Source organism: Halomonas sp. SS10-MC5 (assembly GCF_015992245.1).
In the GTDB taxonomy this organism is placed as follows: Bacteria; Pseudomonadota; Gammaproteobacteria; order Pseudomonadales; family Halomonadaceae; genus Halomonas; species Halomonas sulfidoxydans.
This window is the reverse complement of the sequence record NZ_CP065435.1, coordinates 1948567-1968235: the sequence shown is the minus strand read 5'-3', so window position 1 is coordinate 1968235 and position 19669 is coordinate 1948567. Positions and strand designations below refer to the sequence as shown.

17 protein-coding genes are annotated in these 19669 nt (G+C 69.1%); 11 read left to right on the top strand and 6 right to left on the bottom strand.

Annotated features, from left to right (window positions below):
- Positions 1-10: 10 nt before the first annotated feature.
- From I4484_RS09250 to I4484_RS09235, 4 genes are read right to left on the bottom strand one after another with little or no spacing between them, the layout of a single operon-like run.
- Positions 11-1042: an alpha-ketoacid dehydrogenase subunit beta gene (locus tag I4484_RS09250; RefSeq protein WP_197450658.1), complete on the bottom strand. Its 1032-nt coding sequence runs from the start codon at positions 1040-1042 to the stop codon at positions 11-13.
- Positions 1039-2043: a thiamine pyrophosphate-dependent dehydrogenase E1 component subunit alpha gene (locus tag I4484_RS09245; protein ID WP_197450657.1), complete on the bottom strand. Its 1005-nt coding sequence runs from the start codon at positions 2041-2043 to the stop codon at positions 1039-1041. Before I4484_RS09245 ends, I4484_RS09250 begins: the two co-directional genes overlap by 4 nt.
- A 13-nt stretch (positions 2044-2056) precedes the next feature.
- Complete coding sequence (locus I4484_RS09240; RefSeq protein ID WP_197450656.1) at positions 2057-3637, bottom strand: GMC family oxidoreductase; 1581 nt, start codon at positions 3635-3637, stop codon at positions 2057-2059.
- A gap of 52 nt (positions 3638-3689) precedes the next feature.
- Positions 3690-4199, bottom strand: coding sequence for a gluconate 2-dehydrogenase subunit 3 family protein (locus I4484_RS09235; protein ID WP_197450655.1), 510 nt, complete (start codon positions 4197-4199; stop codon positions 3690-3692).
- A gap of 276 nt (positions 4200-4475) precedes the next feature.
- Between I4484_RS09235 and I4484_RS09230 the strand changes: the two genes are divergently transcribed.
- The 7 genes from I4484_RS09230 to I4484_RS09200 all read left to right on the top strand — a co-directional run bounded on the left by I4484_RS09230 (position 4476) and on the right by I4484_RS09200 (position 12612).
- Positions 4476-6500 (top strand): sigma-54-dependent Fis family transcriptional regulator, encoded by a 2025-nt coding sequence (locus I4484_RS09230; RefSeq protein WP_234283503.1) that lies wholly within the window; start codon positions 4476-4478, stop codon positions 6498-6500.
- Positions 6501-6842: 342 nt separating this feature from the next.
- The gene (locus I4484_RS09225) at positions 6843-9635 is read left to right on the top strand and encodes a monovalent cation/H+ antiporter subunit A (protein ID WP_197450654.1); all 2793 of its coding nucleotides are present in this window, start codon (positions 6843-6845) and stop codon (positions 9633-9635) included.
- On the top strand, positions 9635-9973 hold the full coding sequence (locus tag I4484_RS09220) for a Na+/H+ antiporter subunit C (RefSeq protein WP_197450653.1): 339 nt from the start codon (positions 9635-9637) through the stop codon (positions 9971-9973). The genes I4484_RS09225 and I4484_RS09220 overlap by 1 nt, the downstream gene beginning before the upstream one ends.
- Positions 9970-11493, top strand: coding sequence for a monovalent cation/H+ antiporter subunit D (locus I4484_RS09215; protein ID WP_197450652.1), 1524 nt, complete (start codon positions 9970-9972; stop codon positions 11491-11493). Before I4484_RS09220 ends, I4484_RS09215 begins: the two co-directional genes overlap by 4 nt.
- Complete coding sequence (locus I4484_RS09210) at positions 11490-11999, top strand: Na+/H+ antiporter subunit E (RefSeq protein WP_197450651.1); 510 nt, start codon at positions 11490-11492, stop codon at positions 11997-11999. Before I4484_RS09215 ends, I4484_RS09210 begins: the two co-directional genes overlap by 4 nt.
- Positions 11996-12262, top strand: a complete 267-nt coding sequence (locus I4484_RS09205; RefSeq protein ID WP_197450650.1) for a K+/H+ antiporter subunit F — start codon at positions 11996-11998, stop codon at positions 12260-12262. The genes I4484_RS09210 and I4484_RS09205 overlap by 4 nt, the downstream gene beginning before the upstream one ends.
- Complete coding sequence (locus I4484_RS09200) at positions 12259-12612, top strand: Na+/H+ antiporter subunit G (RefSeq protein ID WP_234283504.1); 354 nt, start codon at positions 12259-12261, stop codon at positions 12610-12612. Before I4484_RS09205 ends, I4484_RS09200 begins: the two co-directional genes overlap by 4 nt.
- A 10-nt stretch (positions 12613-12622) precedes the next feature.
- Here the strand turns inward: I4484_RS09200 and I4484_RS09195 are convergent, their stop codons facing one another.
- The gene (locus tag I4484_RS09195; RefSeq protein ID WP_197450649.1) at positions 12623-13207 is read right to left on the bottom strand and encodes a peroxidase-related enzyme; all 585 of its coding nucleotides are present in this window, start codon (positions 13205-13207) and stop codon (positions 12623-12625) included.
- A 13-nt stretch (positions 13208-13220) separates the two neighbouring features.
- The gene (gene cysK / locus I4484_RS09190; RefSeq protein ID WP_197450648.1) at positions 13221-14711 is read right to left on the bottom strand and encodes a cysteine synthase A; all 1491 of its coding nucleotides are present in this window, start codon (positions 14709-14711) and stop codon (positions 13221-13223) included.
- A 161-nt stretch (positions 14712-14872) separates the two neighbouring features.
- Between cysK and I4484_RS09185 the strand changes: the two genes are divergently transcribed.
- From I4484_RS09185 to I4484_RS09170, 4 genes are all read left to right on the top strand, one after another.
- Complete coding sequence (locus I4484_RS09185; protein ID WP_197450647.1) at positions 14873-17131, top strand: hypothetical protein; 2259 nt, start codon at positions 14873-14875, stop codon at positions 17129-17131.
- Positions 17128-17679 carry a DUF4242 domain-containing protein gene (locus tag I4484_RS09180; protein ID WP_197450646.1) on the top strand — a complete coding sequence of 184 codons (552 nt, stop codon included), beginning with the start codon at positions 17128-17130 and terminating at the stop codon, positions 17677-17679. The genes I4484_RS09185 and I4484_RS09180 overlap by 4 nt, the downstream gene beginning before the upstream one ends.
- 107 nt (positions 17680-17786) lie before the next feature.
- On the top strand, positions 17787-18347 hold the full coding sequence (locus I4484_RS09175) for an OsmC family protein (protein ID WP_197450645.1): 561 nt from the start codon (positions 17787-17789) through the stop codon (positions 18345-18347).
- Positions 18344-19636, top strand: a complete 1293-nt coding sequence (locus tag I4484_RS09170; RefSeq protein WP_197450644.1) for an NAD(P)/FAD-dependent oxidoreductase — start codon at positions 18344-18346, stop codon at positions 19634-19636. The genes I4484_RS09175 and I4484_RS09170 overlap by 4 nt, the downstream gene beginning before the upstream one ends.
- The last annotated feature ends 33 nt before the right edge of the window (positions 19637-19669 follow it).

Sequence of the window (19669 nt, the reverse complement as noted above, 5' to 3'; positions counted from 1 at the left end):
GCTCATCTCCTCAACTCTCTCGCATCATCTGGTGGAAGGCCGCGACGACCTTGTCGGCGTTGGGCAGGGCCCACTGCTCCATGGTCGGCGCGAAGGGAATCGGAATGTCGGGATAGGCCACCCGCTTGGGTGCGGCCTTGAGCCGGCAGCCGGCGTGCTCGGCGACGCTGGCGATGATCTCGCCGCTGACCCCGTAGCTGTGGTAGTCCTCGTCGACCACGATCAGGCGACCGGTTCTGGCGACGGACGCCCGCACGGTATCGCGGTCCAGCGGCACCAGGCTACGCAGGTCGACCACCTCGGCGGAGAAGCCCTCCTCCTCCAGCGCCTTGGCCGCACGCAGGCAGTGGTGCACCCCCACCCCGAGGCTGACCAGGGTCACGTCGTGGCCCTCGCGCACCACGGCGGCCCGGCCGATCTCGACCGAATAGGGCGCCTCCGGCACCGGCACGGTGGCGCCCTTCTCGGTGCCCAGCCAGCCCATGCCCTGCAGCGCCTTGTGGTACATGAACACCACCGGGTTGTCGTCGCGGATGGCGGCGGTCATCAGCCCCTTGGCATCGAAGGCGTTGCTCGGCACCACCACCTTCATGCCGGGCAGGTGAGCGAAGGTGCCGTAGAGGCACTGGGAGTGCTGGCCGGCGTCCGAGTAGCCGCCGCCGGTAGAGGTCATCAACACCATCGGCACCTTGACCTTGCCGCCGGAGAAGTAGGTGTTCTTGGCCATCAGGTTGTAGATGGCGTCCATGCACACGCCGAAGAAGTCGACGAACATCAGCTCGACGATGGGGCGCATGCCATCGGAGGCGGCCCCCACCGCGGCACCGATGAAGGCGGTCTCGGAGATGGGCGTGTCGCGCACCCGCTCGGGACCGAACTCGTCGAACAGCCCGCGGGTGTTGCCGAACACGCCGCCCAGCGGGCCGACGTCCTCGCCCATGACGAAGACCCGCGGATCGGCCCGCATCTCCTGGGCGGTGGCCTCGGCCATGGCCCGGGCGATGGTCAGCTTGCGGGTGGCGCTCTTGGTAACAGTAGTCATTGCTGTTCTCCCGATTCGACGAAGACCTGCTCGAGCGCCGCCTCGGGCGGCAGGAACTCGCTCTGCTGGGCGAAGCGAATGGCCGCTTCGACCCGCGCGTGGGCCTCGGCCACCAGCGCGACGTCGCCGGTTTCGTCGAGCACGCCGGCGTCGAGCAGCGCCTGGCGGTAGCGCGGGATCGGATCGCGGGCCTGGAGCCCTTCCTTCTCGCCCTTGGGCCGGTAGTCCTCGCCGTCGCCCATGAAGTGGCCGGCGAGCCGCGCGGTCTCGATCTCGATCAGGCTCGGCCCCTGCCCTTCGCGGGCGCGGGCGATGGCCTCGCCCGCCGCGGCAAAGACGCCCTCCACGTCGTTGTCGGCCACGTAGTGGCCGGGGATGCCGTAGGCGGCGGCGCGCAGGTCGTTGCGCGGCACTGCGGTAGAAGCTTGCTTAGCCACGGAGATGCCCCAGGCGTTGTCCTCGATGACGAACACCACCGGCAGTTGCCATACCGCGGCGAGGTTGAGCGCTTCGTGGAAGGCGCCCTGGTTGGCCGCCCCCTCGCCCATGAAGGCCACCGCCACGCCCGGCTTGCCCTGCAGCTTGCGCGACAGTGCGGCGCCCACCGCGGGCCCCAGCCCTTCGCCGATGATGCCGGAGCAGGAGAAGTTCACCGCGGCGTCGAACAGGTGCATGTGGCCGCCGCGCCCGCCGGCGAGCCCGGTGGCCTTGCCGAAGATCTCGGCGACCATGGCGTCGAGGTCGACGCCCTTGGCCACGGCGATGTGGTGCGGCCGGTGGGTAGCGGTGACGATGTCGTCGGCCGAGAGATGGGCACACACCCCCACGGCGCAGGGCTCCTGGCCGTTGGAGAGGTGCATCTCGCCGGGAATCGGCCCCTTGGCCATGTTGAAGACCGGGGTCTTGCCCTCCATGTAGAGCGCCTCGATGCGCTCCTCGAGGTAGCGGCTGAGCACCATGTGGCGGTACATCCAGCGCCGCTGGTCGGCTGTCGGTTGCATGGGATGGCTCCTGTCAGAGTTCGCCGCGCGACATGCGCTCGGCGATGTGGTCGGCCTGGCGCAGGGCCAGGGCGACGATGGTCAGGGTGGGGTTCTCGGCGCCGCTGGAGGTGAACTGGCTGCCGTCGGAGACAAACAGGTTGTCGATGTCGTGGGCCTGCCCCCACTGGTTCACCACGCCGTCCTCGGGGCGCGCGCTCATGCGGTTGGTACCCACGTTGTGGCTGGTAGGGAAGTCGGGCACATCGAACACCCGCACCGCGCCCACCGCGTCGTAGCAGCTCCGTGCCTGCTGCTGGCCGTGGCGGCGCAGGGCCTCGTCGTTGGGATGATCGCCCTTGTAGACGATGGGCACCGGCAGGCCGTACTGATCCTTGCGGCTGTCGTGGAGGGTGATGCCGTTCTCCTCCATGGGCAGGTCCTCGCCGCAGATCCACACCCCCGAAAGGTGGTCGTATTTTTCGAGGATGGCGGCGTAGTCGCGCCCCCAGCCGCCGTTGGCCGGGTCCATGAACTTGGCGAAGAACGGCAGGCCGAGCGACATCACCTCCAGGGTGTAGCCGCCGACGAAGCCGCGTGAGCGGTCGAGCCGTGCCTCGTCGGAGATGATCCCGGCGAAGGTGGTGCCGCGGTGCATGTTCACCGGCTTGGGCATCTCGGCGAACACGCAGGCGGTGGCGTGGGTCATGTAGTTGCGCCCCACCTGGCCGGAGGAGTTGGCCAGGCCATCCGGGAACAGCGCGGAGTGGGAGTTGAGCAGCAGCCGCGGCGACTCGATGGAGTTGCCCGCCACGCAGACCGCCCGCGCCCGCTGGCGCTGCAGTTTGCCCTCGGCGTCGGCATAGACCACGGCGTTGACCCGGCCGCGCTCGTCGTGCTCGATGGTGAGCGCCATGGCGTTGGGGCGGACTTCGCAGTAGCCGGTGGCCTCGGCGCGGGGAATGTCGGTATACATCGTCGACCACTTGGCGCCGAAGCGGCAGCCCTGCATGCAGAAGCCCGCCTGCATGCACTGGGGGCGGTCGTCGTAGGGCCGGGTGTTGATCGCCATGGGCCCGGCGCGCAGCTTCTCGTAGCCCACCCGCCTGGCCCCCTCGGCCAGCACCATGAAGTTGTTGTTCCAGTCGTGCAGCGGCATGCCCGAGGCCTCGCCGGTCACGCCCATGTGCCGCTCGGCCTGGACGTAGTAGGGTTCGAGCTCCTCATAGGAGATGGGCCAGTCCAGCAGGTTGGCGCCGGCGATGTCGCCCACCTCGCTGTGCAGGCGGAACTCGTGGGGCTGGAAGCGCAGCGCTACCCCGGCCCAGTGGATGGTGCTGCCGCCCACGCCCTTGACGATCCAGGCCGGCAGGTTGGGAAAGGTCTCGGTCAACTGGCGCGGGCCGGCGGTAATGCGCTCGTCGAGCCAGGAGATCTTCTCGAACATGGCCCACTCGTCGTTCTCGATATCCTCCAGGGCGTAGCGCTTGCCGGCTTCCAGCACCACGCTCTTGATGCCCTTGCGGGCCAGGGCGTGGGCCAGGGTGCCGCCGCCGGCACCGGAGCCGATGATCACCACCACCCCGTCGTCGTCATGCTCGAATCGGGTACTCATGGCGTGTCTCCTCATTGCAGCGTTTGTTGTTGTGGTGAGCGGCGTGCCGGCGTCACAGCCAGTCGATCACCAGATCGTTGTAGCCGCGGCCGACATAGCCGCCCTGCTCCCACGAGGAGCCCTCGTAGCCGAAGTGGGCTTGCCACAGCTCGGGCGTGTCGTAGAGCCCCACTACCAGGGTGTTGCGCACGGCCTGGAAGAACTCGCCATCCTCGATCTGGCGCAGCAGCGCCTCGCGCTCGGCGGCGCTGTCGACGGCGGCGTAATCCCGGCCATGGGCCGCCCGCGCACGGCGGTCCAGGTCGTCGAGCCCGGCGGCGATCAGCTCACGTTGCTCCTCCAGCAGCGGCGTGAGCGGCGCCAGGTAGTAGCGATCCGCGATCGCTTCGTGGGGATAGATGTCGCGCCCCAGGCGCAGCAGCCGGGTGGCCAGCTCGGGCTCGGCGCGCGCCCAGCGCGGCCACAGCGTCGAGGCGCTGAGCGCCAGGCTGCCGGCGGCCAGGGCGCCGGTCAGGGTGAGGAAACGACGACGGCTGAGCGTCGTCCCGGTGGCAGATTGCATGGTGCGAGTCCTCGGTTGTTGTTGGGCAATGGCCACGCCGACGCGGCGAGCTCACCTCCTACCGGGCAGCTTCCATGCCAGAACCGCCCAGAACACGAGTAACTCGTTGTAGGAAAAGCAATATCGGAGGAATCGCGGAGCATGTCCGGAACGCGCCGCATGACAGTCGCGTTACACGGAGGGCGTACGCATGCGTTACAGGTGTAAAGCGCTCGACGAAGGTCGTATCTCGCGCCGGGTTGGCGACCCTTACCTTGAAGGCATAACGACAACGACATGCCACGCCAAGGCTCCGCCATGTCCACGACACCGCTCACGACACACCACCAGCGCCAGCATATCGACACGATATTGCGCACCGTTGCCGACACCGAGGCGAGAACGCCGGCGCAAAACGAAGCCGGCATCATTGCCCGCTCATGGCGTCGCTGCATCGATCGCTATGGCCTCGATCCGGCCCGTCCCACGCCCGCCCGCTACGTGCCCGGCGCCACCTTGCGCGAACACCAGGACCAGGCCGATGCCCTGCTCCAGGTGGCCCGGGCCGGAGTCGAGCAGCTCTATCGCCAGGTCGCGCCGCTGAGCTACGTGGTACTGCTGACCGATGCCCGCGGCATCGCGGTGCAGTTCCTCGGCGCCAAGAGCGACCAGCGCGAGCATCAGCGCACCGGCCTCTACCTGGGATCGGACTGGAGCGAATCCCATGCCGGGACCTGCGCCGTGGGCACCTGCATCCACGAGCGCACCGCCCTGACCTGCCATCACAGCGACCACTTCAGTGCCCACCACATCCAGCTCACCTGCACCGCGGCACCGGTCTTCGATCCCCACGGCCAGCTGCTGGCGGTACTCGACATCTCCGCCTATCGCTCGCCCTCCGCCAAGGAGTCGCAGACCTTCGCCCTGCAGTTGGTCAAGACCACCGCCAGGATGATCGAGGATGCCTACTTCCTGCAGCGCTATGGCGACCGCCATATCGTCTGCCTGGATCGCTCGCGGGAGTTCGTGCAGATCAATCGCCGCTACCTGCTGGCCATGGAGGAGGACGGCACCCTGGTGGCCGCCAACACGGCGGGGCGCAAGCTGCTGCGCCATCACGGCCTGCCGCTGCCCGAGGCCGGCGAGGCACGCCCCTTCCAGGCCTGGAACATTCGCGACCTGCTCGACGGCGAAGTCAGCGAGGTACTCGCCATCCCCCAGCACAGCGATGACCGGGTACAAGCCTTTCACACCCGGCGCCACCGCGAGATCCACTTCGCCACCCTGATCGAGCCGCCCCGGCGCCCCGGCGCCAATCGCTCGCTGCCCCGCGACTCCAGCCTGGCCCCGCTCGAGGCGCTGGCCGAGGACGACCCGAGCATGCGCGACACCCTGACCCGGGCCGCGCGCCTGCGCAACGAGCCGATCAACATCCTGGTGATGGGCGAGACCGGTACCGGCAAGGAGCGCATGGCCCGCGCCCTGCACGACTCGAGCCGGCGCCGCGACAAGCCATTCGTGGCGATCAACTGCGCCGCCATGCCGGAGTCGCTGATCGAGAGCGAGCTGTTCGGCCACGAACCGGGCAGCTTCACCGGGGCGCGCAGCAAGGGAATGAAGGGGCTGATCGTGCAGGCCGACGGCGGCACGCTGTTCCTCGACGAGATCGGCGACATGCCGCTGCAGCTGCAGACCCGTCTGTTGCGGGTGCTGGCCGAGCAGGAGGTATTGCCCATCGGCGCCAGCCGGCCGATCAAGGTGGACCTGAGGGTAGTGGCCGCCACCCACCGCGACCTGCGCGAGCTGATCCAGGCCGGGCGCTTCCGCGAGGACCTCTTCTATCGTCTCAACGGCGCCAGCCTGCGACTGCCGCCGCTGCGCGAACGCGCCGACAAGGGCTACCTGATCCGGCAGATCTTCGCCGAGCTGAACGAGCAGCGCGGTTCGCGGGTGCGCCTGCGCGGCGACGCCATGAGCGCCCTGCTCGCCTATCCCTGGCCCGGCAACATTCGCGAGCTGCACAACGCGCTGCACTACGCGCTGGCCACCTGCGATGGGGACGAGGTCGTCGTCGGCGACCTGCCCGAGGAGTGCGTGCATGGTCAGTTGGCCCACCCCGGTGCCAGCCAGGGCCAGGCCCTGTCCACCGCCACCGGTTCATCCGCGCGAGCGCTCCATCAGGACCTGCTCTACCGCGCCCTGTGCCGACACCAATGGAACGTCAGCGCCGTGGCCAGGGAACTGGGGCTGTCGCGCCCGACCATCTACCGCCGCATGAAGCGGCTGGGCATCATGCCGCCGAACCAGCAGCCCGCCAGCTGAACCCCGGGGCAGGAAGCCGGCAGCGTGTCGAGACGAAGCTGTCCAAGCGCTCGCCCGCGAACATCGGAAACCTCGCCCAGCGTTGACACGAGCCAAGGAACGGGCCGGCAAAGCCCACTATAGTGAAGGCCGTTGACGGCAATTTTCCGGCAGGCGACGCCAGGCACGTCACTGGCGACGCCGCGGCGATGCGATGAAGATCTTCACGGCTTCAGGGGGCGTCATGCGAGAATCCATCCACCCGTATCCACACCCATTCCCGAGTCAACCAACGCCTTCCTGTCGGCGCCTGGAGGAACCCAGCCGCCAGCCCGCTTTACGACGTTAGCCGCAAGCGCCCGCATGGCCCTTGCCCTCGTCGTCCTGCTACCCCTGCTGGGCGCCTGGCTTCCCGCTCTTCGCCGGGGCGGCACGTCCCGGCAGCTGGCGACTCTCGCCGCCTTGCCTGCCGTCTCGAGCTTCGCCCTGCTGCTGGGCTGGCTGCCGCGGGTCTCGAGCGGCGAAACGATCGTTCATACCCTGACCTGGCTGCCCTCGCTGGGGCTCGACGTGGCATTTCGTCTCGACGGCCTAGGCCTGCTGTTCGCCCTGCTGATCACTGGCATCGGCGGTTTGATCCTGCTCTACGCACGCTACTACTTCGAGGGCAGCGCCTCGGCCGCGCGCTTCTACATCCTGGTGCTGCTGTTCATGGCGGCCATGCTGGGCATCGTGCTGTCCGAGAACCTGCTGTTCATGCTGGTGTTCTGGGAACTGACCAGCCTGGTGTCGTTCCTGCTGATCGGCTTTCACAGCGAGCGCCATGCGTCCCGGCTGGGCGCGCGTATGTCGCTGGTGATCACCGGTGGCGGCGGGCTGCTGCTGCTGGGCGGCATCGTGCTGCTGGGTCAGGCGGCCGGTAGCTACGAACTGTCGGTGGTGCTCGAATCCGGCGACCGGATCCGTGCCCATGAGCATTATGCGCTGATGCTCAACCTGATCCTGCTCGGGGCCTTCACCAAGTCGGCACAGTTTCCCTTCCATCTCTGGCTGCCCCACGCCATGACGGCGCCGACGCCGGTCTCCGCCTATCTGCACAGCGCCACCATGGTCAAGGCGGGGCTGTTCCTGCTCGCCCGGCTGCATCCCGCCCTGGCGGAATCCGAACTGTGGTTCCACCTGGTCACCCTGACCGGCATAGTGACGCTGATGGTGGGTGCCTTCGTGGCCATGTTCATGCATGACATGAAGGGGCTGCTGGCCTACTCCACGGTCTCCCACCTGGGCATGATCATGCTGCTGCTGGGCCTGGGTACGCCCATGGCGGTGGCCGCGGCGCTCTTTCACCTGGTGTGCCACGCGTTGTTCAAGGCGCCGCTGTTCATGATGGCGGGCTACGTTAGCCGCGCCACCGGCACCCGTGACATGCGCCACATCAACGGCATGTGGCGCTTCATGCCGTGGCTGATGGCCCTGTCGGCGATCCCCGCCGCGGCCATGGCCGGCCTGCCGTTGATGAGCGGCTACCTGAGCAAGAAGATGCTGTTCGGCGAGAGCCTGCTGGTGGCAACGCCCGGCTGGGCGACCGTGGCGATCCCCGCCTGGGTGACCCTGGCCGGGCTGTTCTCGGTGGCCTACTCGATTCGCATCTTCCACAACGTCTACTTCAACGGCAGACCCATCGACCTGCCCGTCTGGCCGCCCAGGGAGCCCCGCGCGGCGGCGCTGACGCCCATTGCCCTGCTGGCCCTGGCCACGCTCTACGCGGGCCTGGCGCCGACAGGGCTCAACGCGACACTGGTCCAGCCGGCGTTCGAGGCCTCTCGCCAGGCCGACCTTCCCGCCTACGACTTCGCGGCGCTGGGGGGCTCCCTGCCCATGTTCATGAGCCTCGTGGCGCTGGCGGGCGGCGCGCTCTTCTACCACATCCGCGACCCGCTGTTCCGCCTCCATGCGCGGCTGCCCGAGGTGGACGCCAAGGAGATCTTCGACTGGATCATGCTGCGCACCATCACGCTATCGCAGCAGCGCGTGTTCCAGCTCGAGAACGGGTCGCAGCAGCGCTACCTGATCTTCATCATGGTGACCGTCGTCGTGCTGGTCGGCGTGGAGCTGCTCGGCGTGGCGCGCTGGCACGGCGGCGTGGCGCTGGCGCCCCTCGACCCGCTGACCGTGCTGGCCGCCATCCTGCTCTGCCTGGCGGCCCTCGGCGTGGTGGTGTTCCACCACCTTCGCCTGCCGGCCCTGCTGCTGCTCGGGGTGACCGGGCTGCTGGTTACCGTCGCCTTCGCGCGCTTCTCGGCGCCGGATCTGGCCCTGACCCAACTGATGGTCGAGGTGATGGCGGTGGTGATCATGATGCTGGCGCTCTCCTTCCTGCCCCAGCAGTCGCCCCGGGAATCCTCGCGCCTCCGAATGGGGCGGGATCTTGCCATCGCCGGCCTGATGGGCGGCGGCGTGGCCGCCTTCAGCTTCGCCATCCTGACCCGGCCGCAACAGAGCATCTCCGACTTCTTCCTCACCAACAGCCTGCCGGGGGGCGGCGGCACCAACGTGGTCAACGTGATCCTGGTGGACTTCCGCGGCTTCGATACCCTGGGCGAGATCACCGTGCTGGGCATCGCGGCGGTGGCGGTGTTCGCCTTCACCCGCGACCTGCAGCTCAAGGAGCGGGTGGTCGACACCAACCCCGCGCACTGGGTCGCCGAACCGCACCCGATCATGCTGATCACCGTGGCCAGGCTGGTGCTGCCGATCGCCCTGCTGGTCTCGGCCTACATCTTCCTGCGCGGCCACAACCTGCCCGGCGGCGGCTTCATCGCCGGGCTGATCACTGCCGTGGCGTTGACGCTGCAGTACATGGCAGGCGGGTTGGTGTGGGCCCAGGAACGCATGCTGACCGCCTTCCGCCCGCTGATCGGGGCCGGCATCCTGATCGCCGTGACCACCGGCCTCGGCAGCTGGCTGCTGGGCTACCCGTTCCTCACTTCGGCCCATGGCCACGTGCACCTGCCGCTGCTCGGCGACGTCGAGCTGGCCACCGCCATGCTCTTCGACCTTGGGGTCTACGCCACCGTGGTCGGGGCGACCCTGCTGATCCTGGCCAACCTCGGCAAGCTGATGACCGTGGCCGGCCCCGGCAAGGAAATCGGCTGATGGAACTGCTCTATGCGATAACGCTGGGCGTGCTGACCACCTGCGGTGTCTACCTGCTGCTGCGGGCGCGCACCTTCACGGTCATCCTGGGGCTCACGCTGCTCTCGCATGCGGTCAACCTCTACCTGTTCGCCTCGGGTCGCCTGGTCGCCGGCGCGCCGGCCATCGTCGGCCTCGGCGAACGCGCGGCGGATCCGCTGCCCCAGGCCCTGGTACTCACCGCCATCGTCATCGGCTTCGCCATGACCGCCTTCGTGGTGGTGCTGGCGCTCAAGGCGGCGGTGGAGCTGCGCAACGACCACGTCGACGGCGAGAACCCGGACGAGGACCGCGCATGAACCACACCCTGATCCTGCCGATCCTGCTGCCGCTGATCACCGGGGCGGGCCAGCTGCTGCTCTACCGGCTGCCCTTCGGCGTGCAGCGCCGGGTGGGCATCGCCAGCACCCTGGGCCTGGTGATGCTGGGCGTGTGGGGCCTGGCCATGGCCGGTTCCGGGGAGCACTACCTCTACCACGCCGGCGACTGGCCCGCGCCCTTCGGCATCGTACTGGTCCTCGACCGGCTCTCGGCCATCATGCTGGCGCTGACCGCCGTGCTGGGGTTCTGCTGCCTGCTCTACGCCAGCAGCGGCACCGACAAGCGCGGGCCGCACTTCCACGCGCTCTTCCAGTTCCAGCTGGCCGGGCTCAACGGTGCCTTCCTGACCGGCGATCTGTTCAACCTCTTCGTGTTCTTCGAGATCCTGCTGATCGCCTCCTACGCCCTGCTGCTCCACGGCGGCGGCCGCGCCCGCAGCCGCGCGGGTCTGCACTACGTGGTCATCAACCTGGCAGGCTCCGCGCTGTTCCTGATCGCCCTGGGCACGCTCTATGGCCTCACCGGCACGCTCAACATGGCCGACCTGGCCCTGCGCGTGGCCGAGGCGCCGGCGGAGGATGCCCCGCTGCTCGCCGCCGCCAGCCTGATCCTGCTGGTGGTGTTCGGCATCAAGGCCGCCATCCTGCCGCTGCTGTTCTGGCTGCCCCGTGCCTACTCGGCTTCCAGCGCGCCGGTCGCCGCGCTCTTCGCCATCATGACCAAGGTCGGGGTATATGCCATCCTGCGGGTCTTCTTGCTGGTCTTCGCGCTGGGCGAGGCGCCGGTCAACGCGACCGCCTGGCGCTGGCTGTGGCCGCTGGCGCTGCTGACCCTGGCACTCGGCGGCGTCGGCGTGCTGGGTTCGAACAGCCTGCGCACGCTGACGGCGTACCTGGTGATCCTGTCGGTGGGCACCCTGCTGGCCACCATCAGCTTCGTCACCCCGGCAACCCTCGGCGCCGCCCTCTTCTACCTGATCCACAGTACCGGCATGACCGCCGTCTTCTTCCTGCTGGCCGACCTGCTGGGCCGCCAGCGTGAAACGGGCTACGACCGCTTCTCGGCGATCGGCCCCATCGGCCATCGCTGGCTGCTGGGGAGCCTGTTCTTCATCGCGGGTATCGCCATGGTCGGCCTGCCGCCGTTCGGCGGTTTCGTCAGCAAGGCATGGATTCTGCAGGCCAGTGCACAGGAGCCCCGCGGACTGTGGCTGTGGTGGGTACTGCTGGGCGCCGCGCTGCTGACCCTGATCGCCGTCAGTCGCACCGGCAGCAGCTGGTTCTGGCGCCCCGGCGACATGGCCAGGCCATACCCGCTCGAACGCGGCCCGCTGGCGCTGGTGACCGGCATGGTCGGCCTCAACGGCTTGCTGGCGGCGTTCGGCGAGCCGGTGATGGGCTATCTTGAACTGACCGCGCTACAGCTGCTCGACCCGCAGGCCTACATCGCCGCCGTGTTGCCGGAAGCCGGCGCAGCGACTCGGGAGGTGGCACCATGACGCCCTCGTCGTTCCGCTCCTGGCAGTTCTGGCTGCCGCACCCGCTGTTCTCGCTGTTCCTGGCGCTGCTGTGGCTGCTGATGGTCAACGACTTCAGCGTGGCCCACGCCCTGCTGGGGGTGGCCCTGGGCGTGGCGATCCCCTTCGTCACCCACGCCTTCTGGCCCGAGGAGGCGAAAATCAAGCGCCCCCTGCCGCTGCTGCGCTACCTGCTGGTGCTGCTGGTGGACATCCTGCGCTCCAACCTGGTGGTGGCGCTGCGCATCCTGCGCCCCACCCGGTACCTGCAGCCGGGGTTCTTCGTCTATCCGCTGGCGCTGGATGACGACTTCGCCATCACCATCCTGGCCAGCACCATCTCGCTGACGCCCGGCACCGTCTCGATCCATCACGATGCCAAGGCCCGTACCCTGCTGGTGCATGCCCTGCACCTGGAGGACGAGGCCGAGGCCATCGCCACCATTCGTGAGCGCTACGAACGGCCACTCGAGGAGATCTTCCGATGATTACCGTCATCACCATCGCCATGACCCTCTTCGCCATCGCCGCCCTGCTCAACCTCTACCGCCTGGCCGTCGGGCCGGACATCGTCGACCGCATCCTGGCGCTGGACACGCTGATGATCAACAGCATCGCGCTGATCGTGCTGGCGGACATGCGGATGGGGCTCGGCGTGCTGTTCGAGCTGGCCCTGCTGATCGCACTGATGGGCTTCGTCAGCACCGTGGCCATGAGCAAGTACCTGCTACGAGGGGATGTCATCGAATGATCGTCATCGACATGCCGGGATACCTGCAGGTCGTCGTCGCCACCTTTCTGCTGTTCGGTGCGCTGGTGGCACTGATCGGCTCCTGGGGGCTGGCCAAGTTGCCCGACTTCTACACCCGCCTCCACGGCCCGACCAAGGCCAGTACCCTGGGGGTCGGCTGCATCCTGATCGGCTCGCTGATCTACTTCAGCCACCAGCATCATGGCGTCTCGGTCCAGGAGGCGCTGGTGACGATATTCCTGTTCGCCACCGCCCCGGTCAGCGCCCACATGATGGGCAAGGCCGCCTTGCGCCGGCGCCTGCCGGGCGTGGCGCGCACGCGCAACATGCCCGACCTGTCCGAGAAATAGCGAGGCGGCGTCAGGTCGAGGCGATCGGCCTGCCCACGCTGAGCGGCGCCACCAGCCCAGGCGGAAGCTCGCGGAAGGCGGCATCGGCCTCGGTGCCAAGGCCGTCGAGGATGCGCGTGAAGAAGGCGCGGCCCGCCACCACCGCGACGATGTCGAAGATCTCATCGTCGCCGAAACCGTGCGCCCGCAGCGCATCGATATCCTCGGCGCCGACCTCCTGGGCGCGGCAGGCCACCTTGGCGGCAAAGGCCATCATGCTGCGCTCGGCCTCGTCGAGAGGCCCCGCCCCACCCGCCACCATGGCCTGCGTCTCGTCCATGCCGAGCAGCTCGGAAAGCGCCTTGGCATGCGCCAGCGAGCAGTAGGTGTTGCCCAGCGCGCGGGCGGCGGCGAGGGTCGCCAGCTCGTAGCGGCGCGCATCCATCGGGCGACGGATGGCCGCAATCAGCGCCGCCCAGCGGTTCATCACCTCGGGGCGATGGCAGAACACCCGGGCATAGTTGGGCAGGTAGCCGAAATGCGCCTGCTGGCGCTGGTACATCTCCCTGACCTCGCCTTCGGCCCGCTCCGGGTCAATCGTCTCGATATAGCTCATGTGCGTCTCTCCGTCAGGCGGTGGTGGAGCGTGGGTGTAGCCAGGCCGGCAGCAGGAGGTCGGGGGCGATTCTCGCCTCACCATCGTAAGCCACCCCGCACGCTGCGAGGCGTTCGCCGAGGCTACCGTCGGCCCATGCCTCGAACAGTTCGCCACAGCCGCCGAGCGGCTTGCCGCCGATGAAGATCTGCGGAATGGTCGGCGCCCCCGTGCGCCGCGCCAGCACCGGGCGCAGGCGCACGCCCATGTCGTCGGCCTGGCAGGCCGGTGAGTCGAGATCCACGCTCAGTACGTCGACGCCCAGGCGCTCGAACAGCTTGCGCGCCGCCCAGCAGAATTCGCACCAGGCCAGGGAGAACATCACCACCGGCGCCTGGGCCAGGCAGGCGTCGAGCCGTCGCTCGGCCTCGACATCGCTCGCTGCCTGCTGGGCGGTATCAAGGCGCGCTATGGCAGGCGGCTGGGCGACGGGCGCGGGCGCGTCGAAACGGTAACCGGGCGTGGAGCGCGACAGCGCCAGCTCCTCCTCGTTCATCTCATCCGCGATGCCCTCGAACAGTGGGGTGGACTGATAGCGCTCGCCGGTATCGGGCAGCATGCAGACGACATGGCTGCCGGCCGGTGCCCGCCGCGCCACCTGCAGCGCCGCGGCCAGGGTCGCACCGGCCGAGATGCCGACGAAGATGCCCTCCTTGCGCGCCAGCTCGCGAGCCAGGCGCAGCGCCTCCTCTCCCGCCACCGGCACCACCTCGTCCACCATCCCGGCGGCCACCGCCTGCTGGGTCAACGGCGAGATGAAGTCCGGGCTCCAGCCCTGCATCAGGTGCGGGCGGAAGCGCGGATGGCTGGCGCCTTGCGGCTGGACTTCGCCGCTGCCCAGCAGCGGGGCATTGTCGGGTTCGGCAACGACCACCCGGGTCGTCGGATCGGCGGCCTTCAGCACCCGGGAGACCCCCTTGAGCGTGCCGCCGGTGCCGAAGCCGGTCACCCAGGCGTGAATCGACTCGCCCTGCATGTCATCGAGGATCTCCCGCGCCGTGGTGCGGCTGTGCACCTCGGCGTTGGCCTCGTTCTCGAACTGGCGGCACAGGAAGTAGCCGTGGGCCTCGGCCAGCTCGATCGCCTTGGCCAGCATGCCGCTGCCCTTCTCCGAGGCCGGCGTGAGCACGACACGGGCGCCGAGGAAGCGCAGCAGACGCCGGCGCTCCAGGCTGAAGCTCTCGGCCATGGTCACGACCAGCGGGTAGCCCTTGCGCGCGCACACCATGGCCAGGCCGATCCCGGTATTGCCGCTGGTGGCCTCGATCACCGTCTGTCCCGGTCGCAGGGCACCGCTGCGCTCGGCCGCCTCGATCACGGCCAGGGCCATGCGATCCTTCACCGAGCCCATGGGATTGAAAGCCTCCACCTTCACGTACAGGTTGACGTCCGGCGGCGCGAGCCGGGCAAGCCGCACCAGCGGGGTGCGGCCAATGGTTTCCAGGATACTGGCATGGCGGGACATGGGTGGCTCCTCGGTTGGGTATGCCGCAAGGGTCGCCTCCCGGCGAGGAAGCGGGCGTGGAAGCCAGCGTGGTTTTTTGCTGTCGGGGGCGTAGAAAAATGGGCGGCCAGCCCGACGGGGTCGCAGACTATACTGCTAGCGTTATCCCACCGGGTCCTGACATGAACGCGCTGACCCTCAACCTGCTCGGCGATCTCGAAGTGCTTCGGGACGGGCAGGTCTTGGCGCTGCCGCCCTCCCGCAAGACCCGAGCCCTGCTCGCCTACCTGGCGCTTCATACCCGCTCCCTGAGCCGCGAACACCTGTGCGACCTGCTCTGGGAGCTGCCCGACGACCCACGCGGCTCGCTGCGCTGGAGCCTGTCGAAGCTGCGCCGCCTGGTGGACTCCCCCGGCCGAACCCGGCTCAGGGCCGATCGGCTCGGCGTGGGCCTGGACACCGCCGACATCGACATCGACGCGGTTGGCCTGCATGCGCTGTGCAGCGCCGGCTTGGCACAGGCCGACATCGCCGCGCTCGAACGCGCTGCGGCTCGCTACCGCGGCCCGTTCCTGGAGGGCCTGGAGCTGGATCGGTTCCCCGATTTCCACGGCTGGTGCCTGGCCGAGCGGGAAGCCGCCATGCGTGCCCAGACGGCCTTGCTCACGACCCTGGTCGAGCGGCTCGCCGACACGCCCGAACGCGCCCTGCCTCACGCCCACGCCTGGGTGCGCCTCACCCCCTTCGACGAAACGGCTCGCGCACGGCTGGTGCACCTGCTGCTGGCGCTGCACCGCCCTCGCGAGGCCGAGCATCAGCTGCAGCTTGGGGTGAGGCTCATCCGCGAGGCGGGTCTGCCGCTCAACGGCCAGCTGCTGCGCGCCTGGCGCGAGACCAGGCTTCCCCCGACCCCGTCGACGAGAGGCGCCGACCCTTTCGTGGCGGCAACGCCCCCCGCCGCCCAGACGCCCTCTTCGGCCCTCAAGGGCGACACCCTGGAGGTGATGCGCTGGGCCGCGCTGCTCGCCCCGGAACCCGATCCCGCCACCCTGGGCCAGGTCTCGGGGTTCGACACCAACCGTGTCGGCATGGCGCTGGAAGTGGCCGAACGGCACCACTGGCTCACCAGCGGCAGCCAGGGGCTGCGCTTCACGCACGGCGAATTGGCGAGCGAGCTCTACCAGGCGATCACGCCGGCACGTCGCCAGGCCATGCATCGGCGCATTGCCGAATGGCTGGCCGAAAGGCCACTCAACGACATGCGCCAGGCCGCTAGCCTGGCGCACCACGCCCATGCCAGCGGCGACCTCGAATTGGCCGTCCGGGCCATGATCGAAGCCGGCCGCTACTGTCTGCGCATTTTCGCCAATCAAGAGGCCCAGCATTATGCCCAGCGGGGCCTGGTCTTGACCGACGACATGACCGGCACCCGACGCGTCTGCCTGGCCCTGGAGCTCCACGACCTTCTCTACAGCGCCGCCCCCATGGCGGACTGGGAGGCCGGGGCCGGCGAGGTCGTGGCCCTGGCCGAGCAGGCCCTGGAGCACGGTGCTCTGGCCCACGCGCGCCTCGGCTTCCAGTTGGCCAGCCATATTCGCTGGGCCCACGGCCAGTGGCGCGACGCCCATGAGCAGACCCTGCAGGCGGAACGCGCGACCCGCTGCGGCGAAGGCCGCGAGCAGGTCATCGCCATGGCCGAGACCGCCCGCTGCCTGGCCATGCTGGAGCGCGACCTGAACCAGGCGGGCGAGCTGCTCGCCCAGGCGCGCAAGCTGGCCATCCAGCAGCATATCGGCCACCCGGCCATTCCCCTGGCCCAGGGCCTGCTCAGCCTGCATGAGGATCGTCTCGACAAGGCAGAGAGCTACTTCAAGGAGGCCCGCACCCTGTGCAAGGCCATGGGCGACCGGCTGGGCGAGTTCCAGGCCCAGGAGATGCTGCTGCTGATGGATTTCGAGCGGGACGACTACGCACAGGCCCGGGAGCGCTGTCACCAGCTACGCGAACTCGGCGGGCGCCTGCGCGACGGCAGCGAGGCGCCCTATGCCGTCGCCGCCGAGGCCCTGTGCCACTACGCGCTGGCAGATGATCCCGACTCCTTCGGCGTGGCACTCGTCACCCTGCGTCATGCCGATGCCCGCCATCGCCTGGCCGTGCTGCTGCTCCAGGCGGCGCGGCTCGACCTGATCAGGGGACGAGCCGACAGCGCCAGGCAGCGGGCCGGCGAGGCCCTCGAACACGCCAGGGTGCTGGAGCGGCGCAGCGAGCAACTGCTGGCCCATGCCCTGCTGGCCGAATGTGCCCGACGCCTTGGCGACACACCGGCCTGGCGACAGCATGCCCAGGCCGCCGAAACGCTGGCACGGGGCCCCGTTGCCGGCTGGGCCCGGCGACGCTGGCTGGCACTGCTGGCACAACCCGAAGCCGAGGACGAGGCATGACCGACGTCATCCTCGAGCGCGGCTTCGACCGCCCCCTCGAACCGCAGCGCGTGCGCTCGCTGAGCGAAGCGGCCCTGCCCTGTTTCGACCTGCATCGGATTCGCTGGGAAGAGAGCCTGCTGGCACGGGACGGACGCCGCCTGGTCTGTCACTTCCGGGCGCCCGACGTGGAATCGGCGCGCATCGGCCTGCGCCAGGCCGGCGCCGACGTCAGCTCACTGTGGGCCGGCAGGGTGTACGATGCCCCCGCCTTGAGACCCGCAGCGCTGGCGGCCGCCAGCGTGATGGTGGAGCGCCACTTCGCGGCCCCGGTGACCTTCGAGGCGATCCAGGCCCTGGAGGATGCCGGGGCGGCGTGCCTGAACAATCACCAGGTGCGCTTCCTGCGCACCTTCTTCTCGCTCGACCGGCAGCGCATGCTCTGTCTCTACCACGCCCCGGATGCCGAATCGGTACGCCTGGCCCAGCATCAGGCCGGCATGCCGGTCACCCGCATCTGGGCCTTCCGGCGCATCGCACCCGAGGTGGATTCCACGCCGGCGGCCTGAAAAACCACGCCCTCTCCCACGCTGACTCACACCAAGCGCGTCGAATCTCGCCATTGACCGCTGACGGTCAATCCATGACGAGACAAAACAATACGAGGAGAGTCTAGATGCACACCGCCACCCAACCGATCGACAACGGCGTCAACGTCACCGCCCTGCTGGGCGCCCGCGAGGCGCTGTCCCAGGCCCCCGCCGCCGCCCGTTTCACCTGGCGCGCCCACTGCGACTGGGTCCGTGGCACCCATAGCCGCATCGCCGTCGAGGACTTCCATGGCCTGGGCGAAACCCAGCGGCACCGCTCACGCTCCACCTTCGAGGCGGATCACCCCGAGGTGTTCGCCGCCGAGGATCACGGCCCCACCCCGGTGGAGTACGTGCTGGTCGGCCTGGCCGCCTGCCTCACCGCCGGCGTGGCCGCCGTGGCCCAGCATCGCGGCATCCAGCTGCGCTCGGTCAAGGCCACGGTGGAAGGCGACATGGACATCCAGGGCATCCTCGGCATGGACCCCGACGTGCGCAACGGCTTCGACGACATCCGCGTGATGTTCGAGATCGACGCCGATGCCAGTCGCGCCGATATCGAGGCGCTGGTGGCCCAGTCGCAGAAGCGCTCGGCGGTCTACGACCTGCTCACCAACCCGACCCACGTGAAGGTGGCGGTGAAATGAGCGCAGGGCATCAACGCCCGCTGCATCGCCCGGCCCGCGTCGTGACCTCCGTGGTCATCGGCGCGGGACACGCGGGGCTTGCCATGAGCCACCACCTGGCGCAGCGCGGCATCGACCACGTTCTCCTGGAGCGCGGCGAGGTGGCCAACGCCTGGCGCAACGAACGCTGGGAGTCGCTGCGCCTGCTCACGCCCAACTGGCAATGCCGGCTGCCCGGCCAGGCCTATGCCGGGCCGGAGCCGGAAGGCTTCATGGGCATGGCGGAGCTGATCGCCTTTCTCGACGACTATGCACGGGGCCTCTCGGCCCCGCTGCATACCGGCACCGTAGTGAAAACGGTCTGGCCGGCGGACGGCGGCTACCGGGTAGTGACCGACCGGGGCGACTGGCGCTGCCGGGCGGTGGTGATCGCCACCGGCGCCTGCCAGCTTCCCGCCGTGCCCGCCATGGCCGCAGCCCTGCCGCCCTGGGTCGAAAGCCTCACGCCCCATGCGTATCGTCGCCCGGAGCAGTTGCCGCCGGGCGGCGTGCTGGTGGTGGGCGCCTCGGCCACCGGCGTGCAGCTGGCCGACGAGATCCAGCGCAGCGGGCGACCCGTGACGCTGGCCGTGGGCGAGCACCTGCGCATGCCACGGTGCTACCGCGGCCGCGACATCCAGTGGTGGCTGGAGCACGCCGGGATGCTCGACCAGCGCTTTGACGAGGTGGACGACCTGGCCCGCGCCCGGCGCCAGCCCTCACCGCAGCTGCTGGGCAGCGTCGAGCCGCAGGACCTGGACCTCAACGCCCTGAGCGAGCGTGGCGTTCGTCTGGTCGGCCGTCTGGCGGGCCTGGCCGGCACCCGGCTGCAGTTCTCGGGCTCGCTGGCCATGCACGCCACGGCGGCAGACCTCAAGCTGGTGCGGCTGCTCGAGAACCTGGATGCCTGGGCCATTGCCCACGACTGGCACGATGCCCTGCCCGCCCCGGAACCCCTGCCGCCCACCCGCGTGCCGCAGCGACCCTGCCTCGGGCTCGACCTGGCCGGCGGCGAAATCCGCACGGTGCTGTGGGCCACCGGCTTCAAGCCTGACTTCAGCTGGCTGGACGCACCGGTATTCGATGCCCGCGGACGCCTGCGGCACGACGGCGGCGTGGTGGCGCCGGGCCTCTACGCCATGGGCCTGCCCTTCATGCGGCGGCGCAAGTCGGGCGCCATCCACGGCGCCGACGACGACGCCCGCGATCTCAGCCTTCACCTGGCCGGATGGCTGGCCAGGGCCGGCCATCGCCACGGCAGCTTCGCCTGAACTTCGACGAAGCGCAGAGGCCCAGACGCTTGC

Excerpts from the sequence above, each read along its gene's own strand:
- I4484_RS09240 (WP_197450656.1), bottom strand. The coding sequence starts at position 3,637 with ATGAGTACCCGATTCGAGCATGACGACGACGGGGTGGTGGTGATCATC.
- I4484_RS09185 (WP_197450647.1), top strand. The coding sequence starts at position 14,873 with ATGAACGCGCTGACCCTCAACCTGCTCGGCGATCTCGAAGTGCTTCGG.
- I4484_RS09225 (WP_197450654.1), top strand. The coding sequence starts at position 6,843 with ATGGCCCTTGCCCTCGTCGTCCTGCTACCCCTGCTGGGCGCCTGGCTT.
- I4484_RS09175 (WP_197450645.1), top strand. The coding sequence starts at position 17,787 with ATGCACACCGCCACCCAACCGATCGACAACGGCGTCAACGTCACCGCC.
- I4484_RS09230 (WP_234283503.1), top strand. The coding sequence starts at position 4,476 with ATGCCACGCCAAGGCTCCGCCATGTCCACGACACCGCTCACGACACAC.
- I4484_RS09180 (WP_197450646.1), top strand. The coding sequence starts at position 17,128 with ATGACCGACGTCATCCTCGAGCGCGGCTTCGACCGCCCCCTCGAACCG.
- I4484_RS09200 (WP_234283504.1), top strand. The coding sequence starts at position 12,259 with ATGATCGTCATCGACATGCCGGGATACCTGCAGGTCGTCGTCGCCACC.
- I4484_RS09245 (WP_197450657.1), bottom strand. The coding sequence starts at position 2,043 with ATGCAACCGACAGCCGACCAGCGGCGCTGGATGTACCGCCACATGGTG.
- I4484_RS09220 (WP_197450653.1), top strand. The coding sequence starts at position 9,635 with ATGGAACTGCTCTATGCGATAACGCTGGGCGTGCTGACCACCTGCGGT.
- I4484_RS09170 (WP_197450644.1), top strand. The coding sequence starts at position 18,344 with ATGAGCGCAGGGCATCAACGCCCGCTGCATCGCCCGGCCCGCGTCGTG.
- cysK (WP_197450648.1), bottom strand. The coding sequence starts at position 14,711 with ATGTCCCGCCATGCCAGTATCCTGGAAACCATTGGCCGCACCCCGCTG.
- I4484_RS09195 (WP_197450649.1), bottom strand. The coding sequence starts at position 13,207 with ATGAGCTATATCGAGACGATTGACCCGGAGCGGGCCGAAGGCGAGGTC.
- I4484_RS09215 (WP_197450652.1), top strand. The coding sequence starts at position 9,970 with ATGAACCACACCCTGATCCTGCCGATCCTGCTGCCGCTGATCACCGGG.
- I4484_RS09205 (WP_197450650.1), top strand. The coding sequence starts at position 11,996 with ATGATTACCGTCATCACCATCGCCATGACCCTCTTCGCCATCGCCGCC.
- I4484_RS09235 (WP_197450655.1), bottom strand. The coding sequence starts at position 4,199 with ATGCAATCTGCCACCGGGACGACGCTCAGCCGTCGTCGTTTCCTCACC.
- I4484_RS09250 (WP_197450658.1), bottom strand. The coding sequence starts at position 1,042 with ATGACTACTGTTACCAAGAGCGCCACCCGCAAGCTGACCATCGCCCGG.
- I4484_RS09210 (WP_197450651.1), top strand. The coding sequence starts at position 11,490 with ATGACGCCCTCGTCGTTCCGCTCCTGGCAGTTCTGGCTGCCGCACCCG.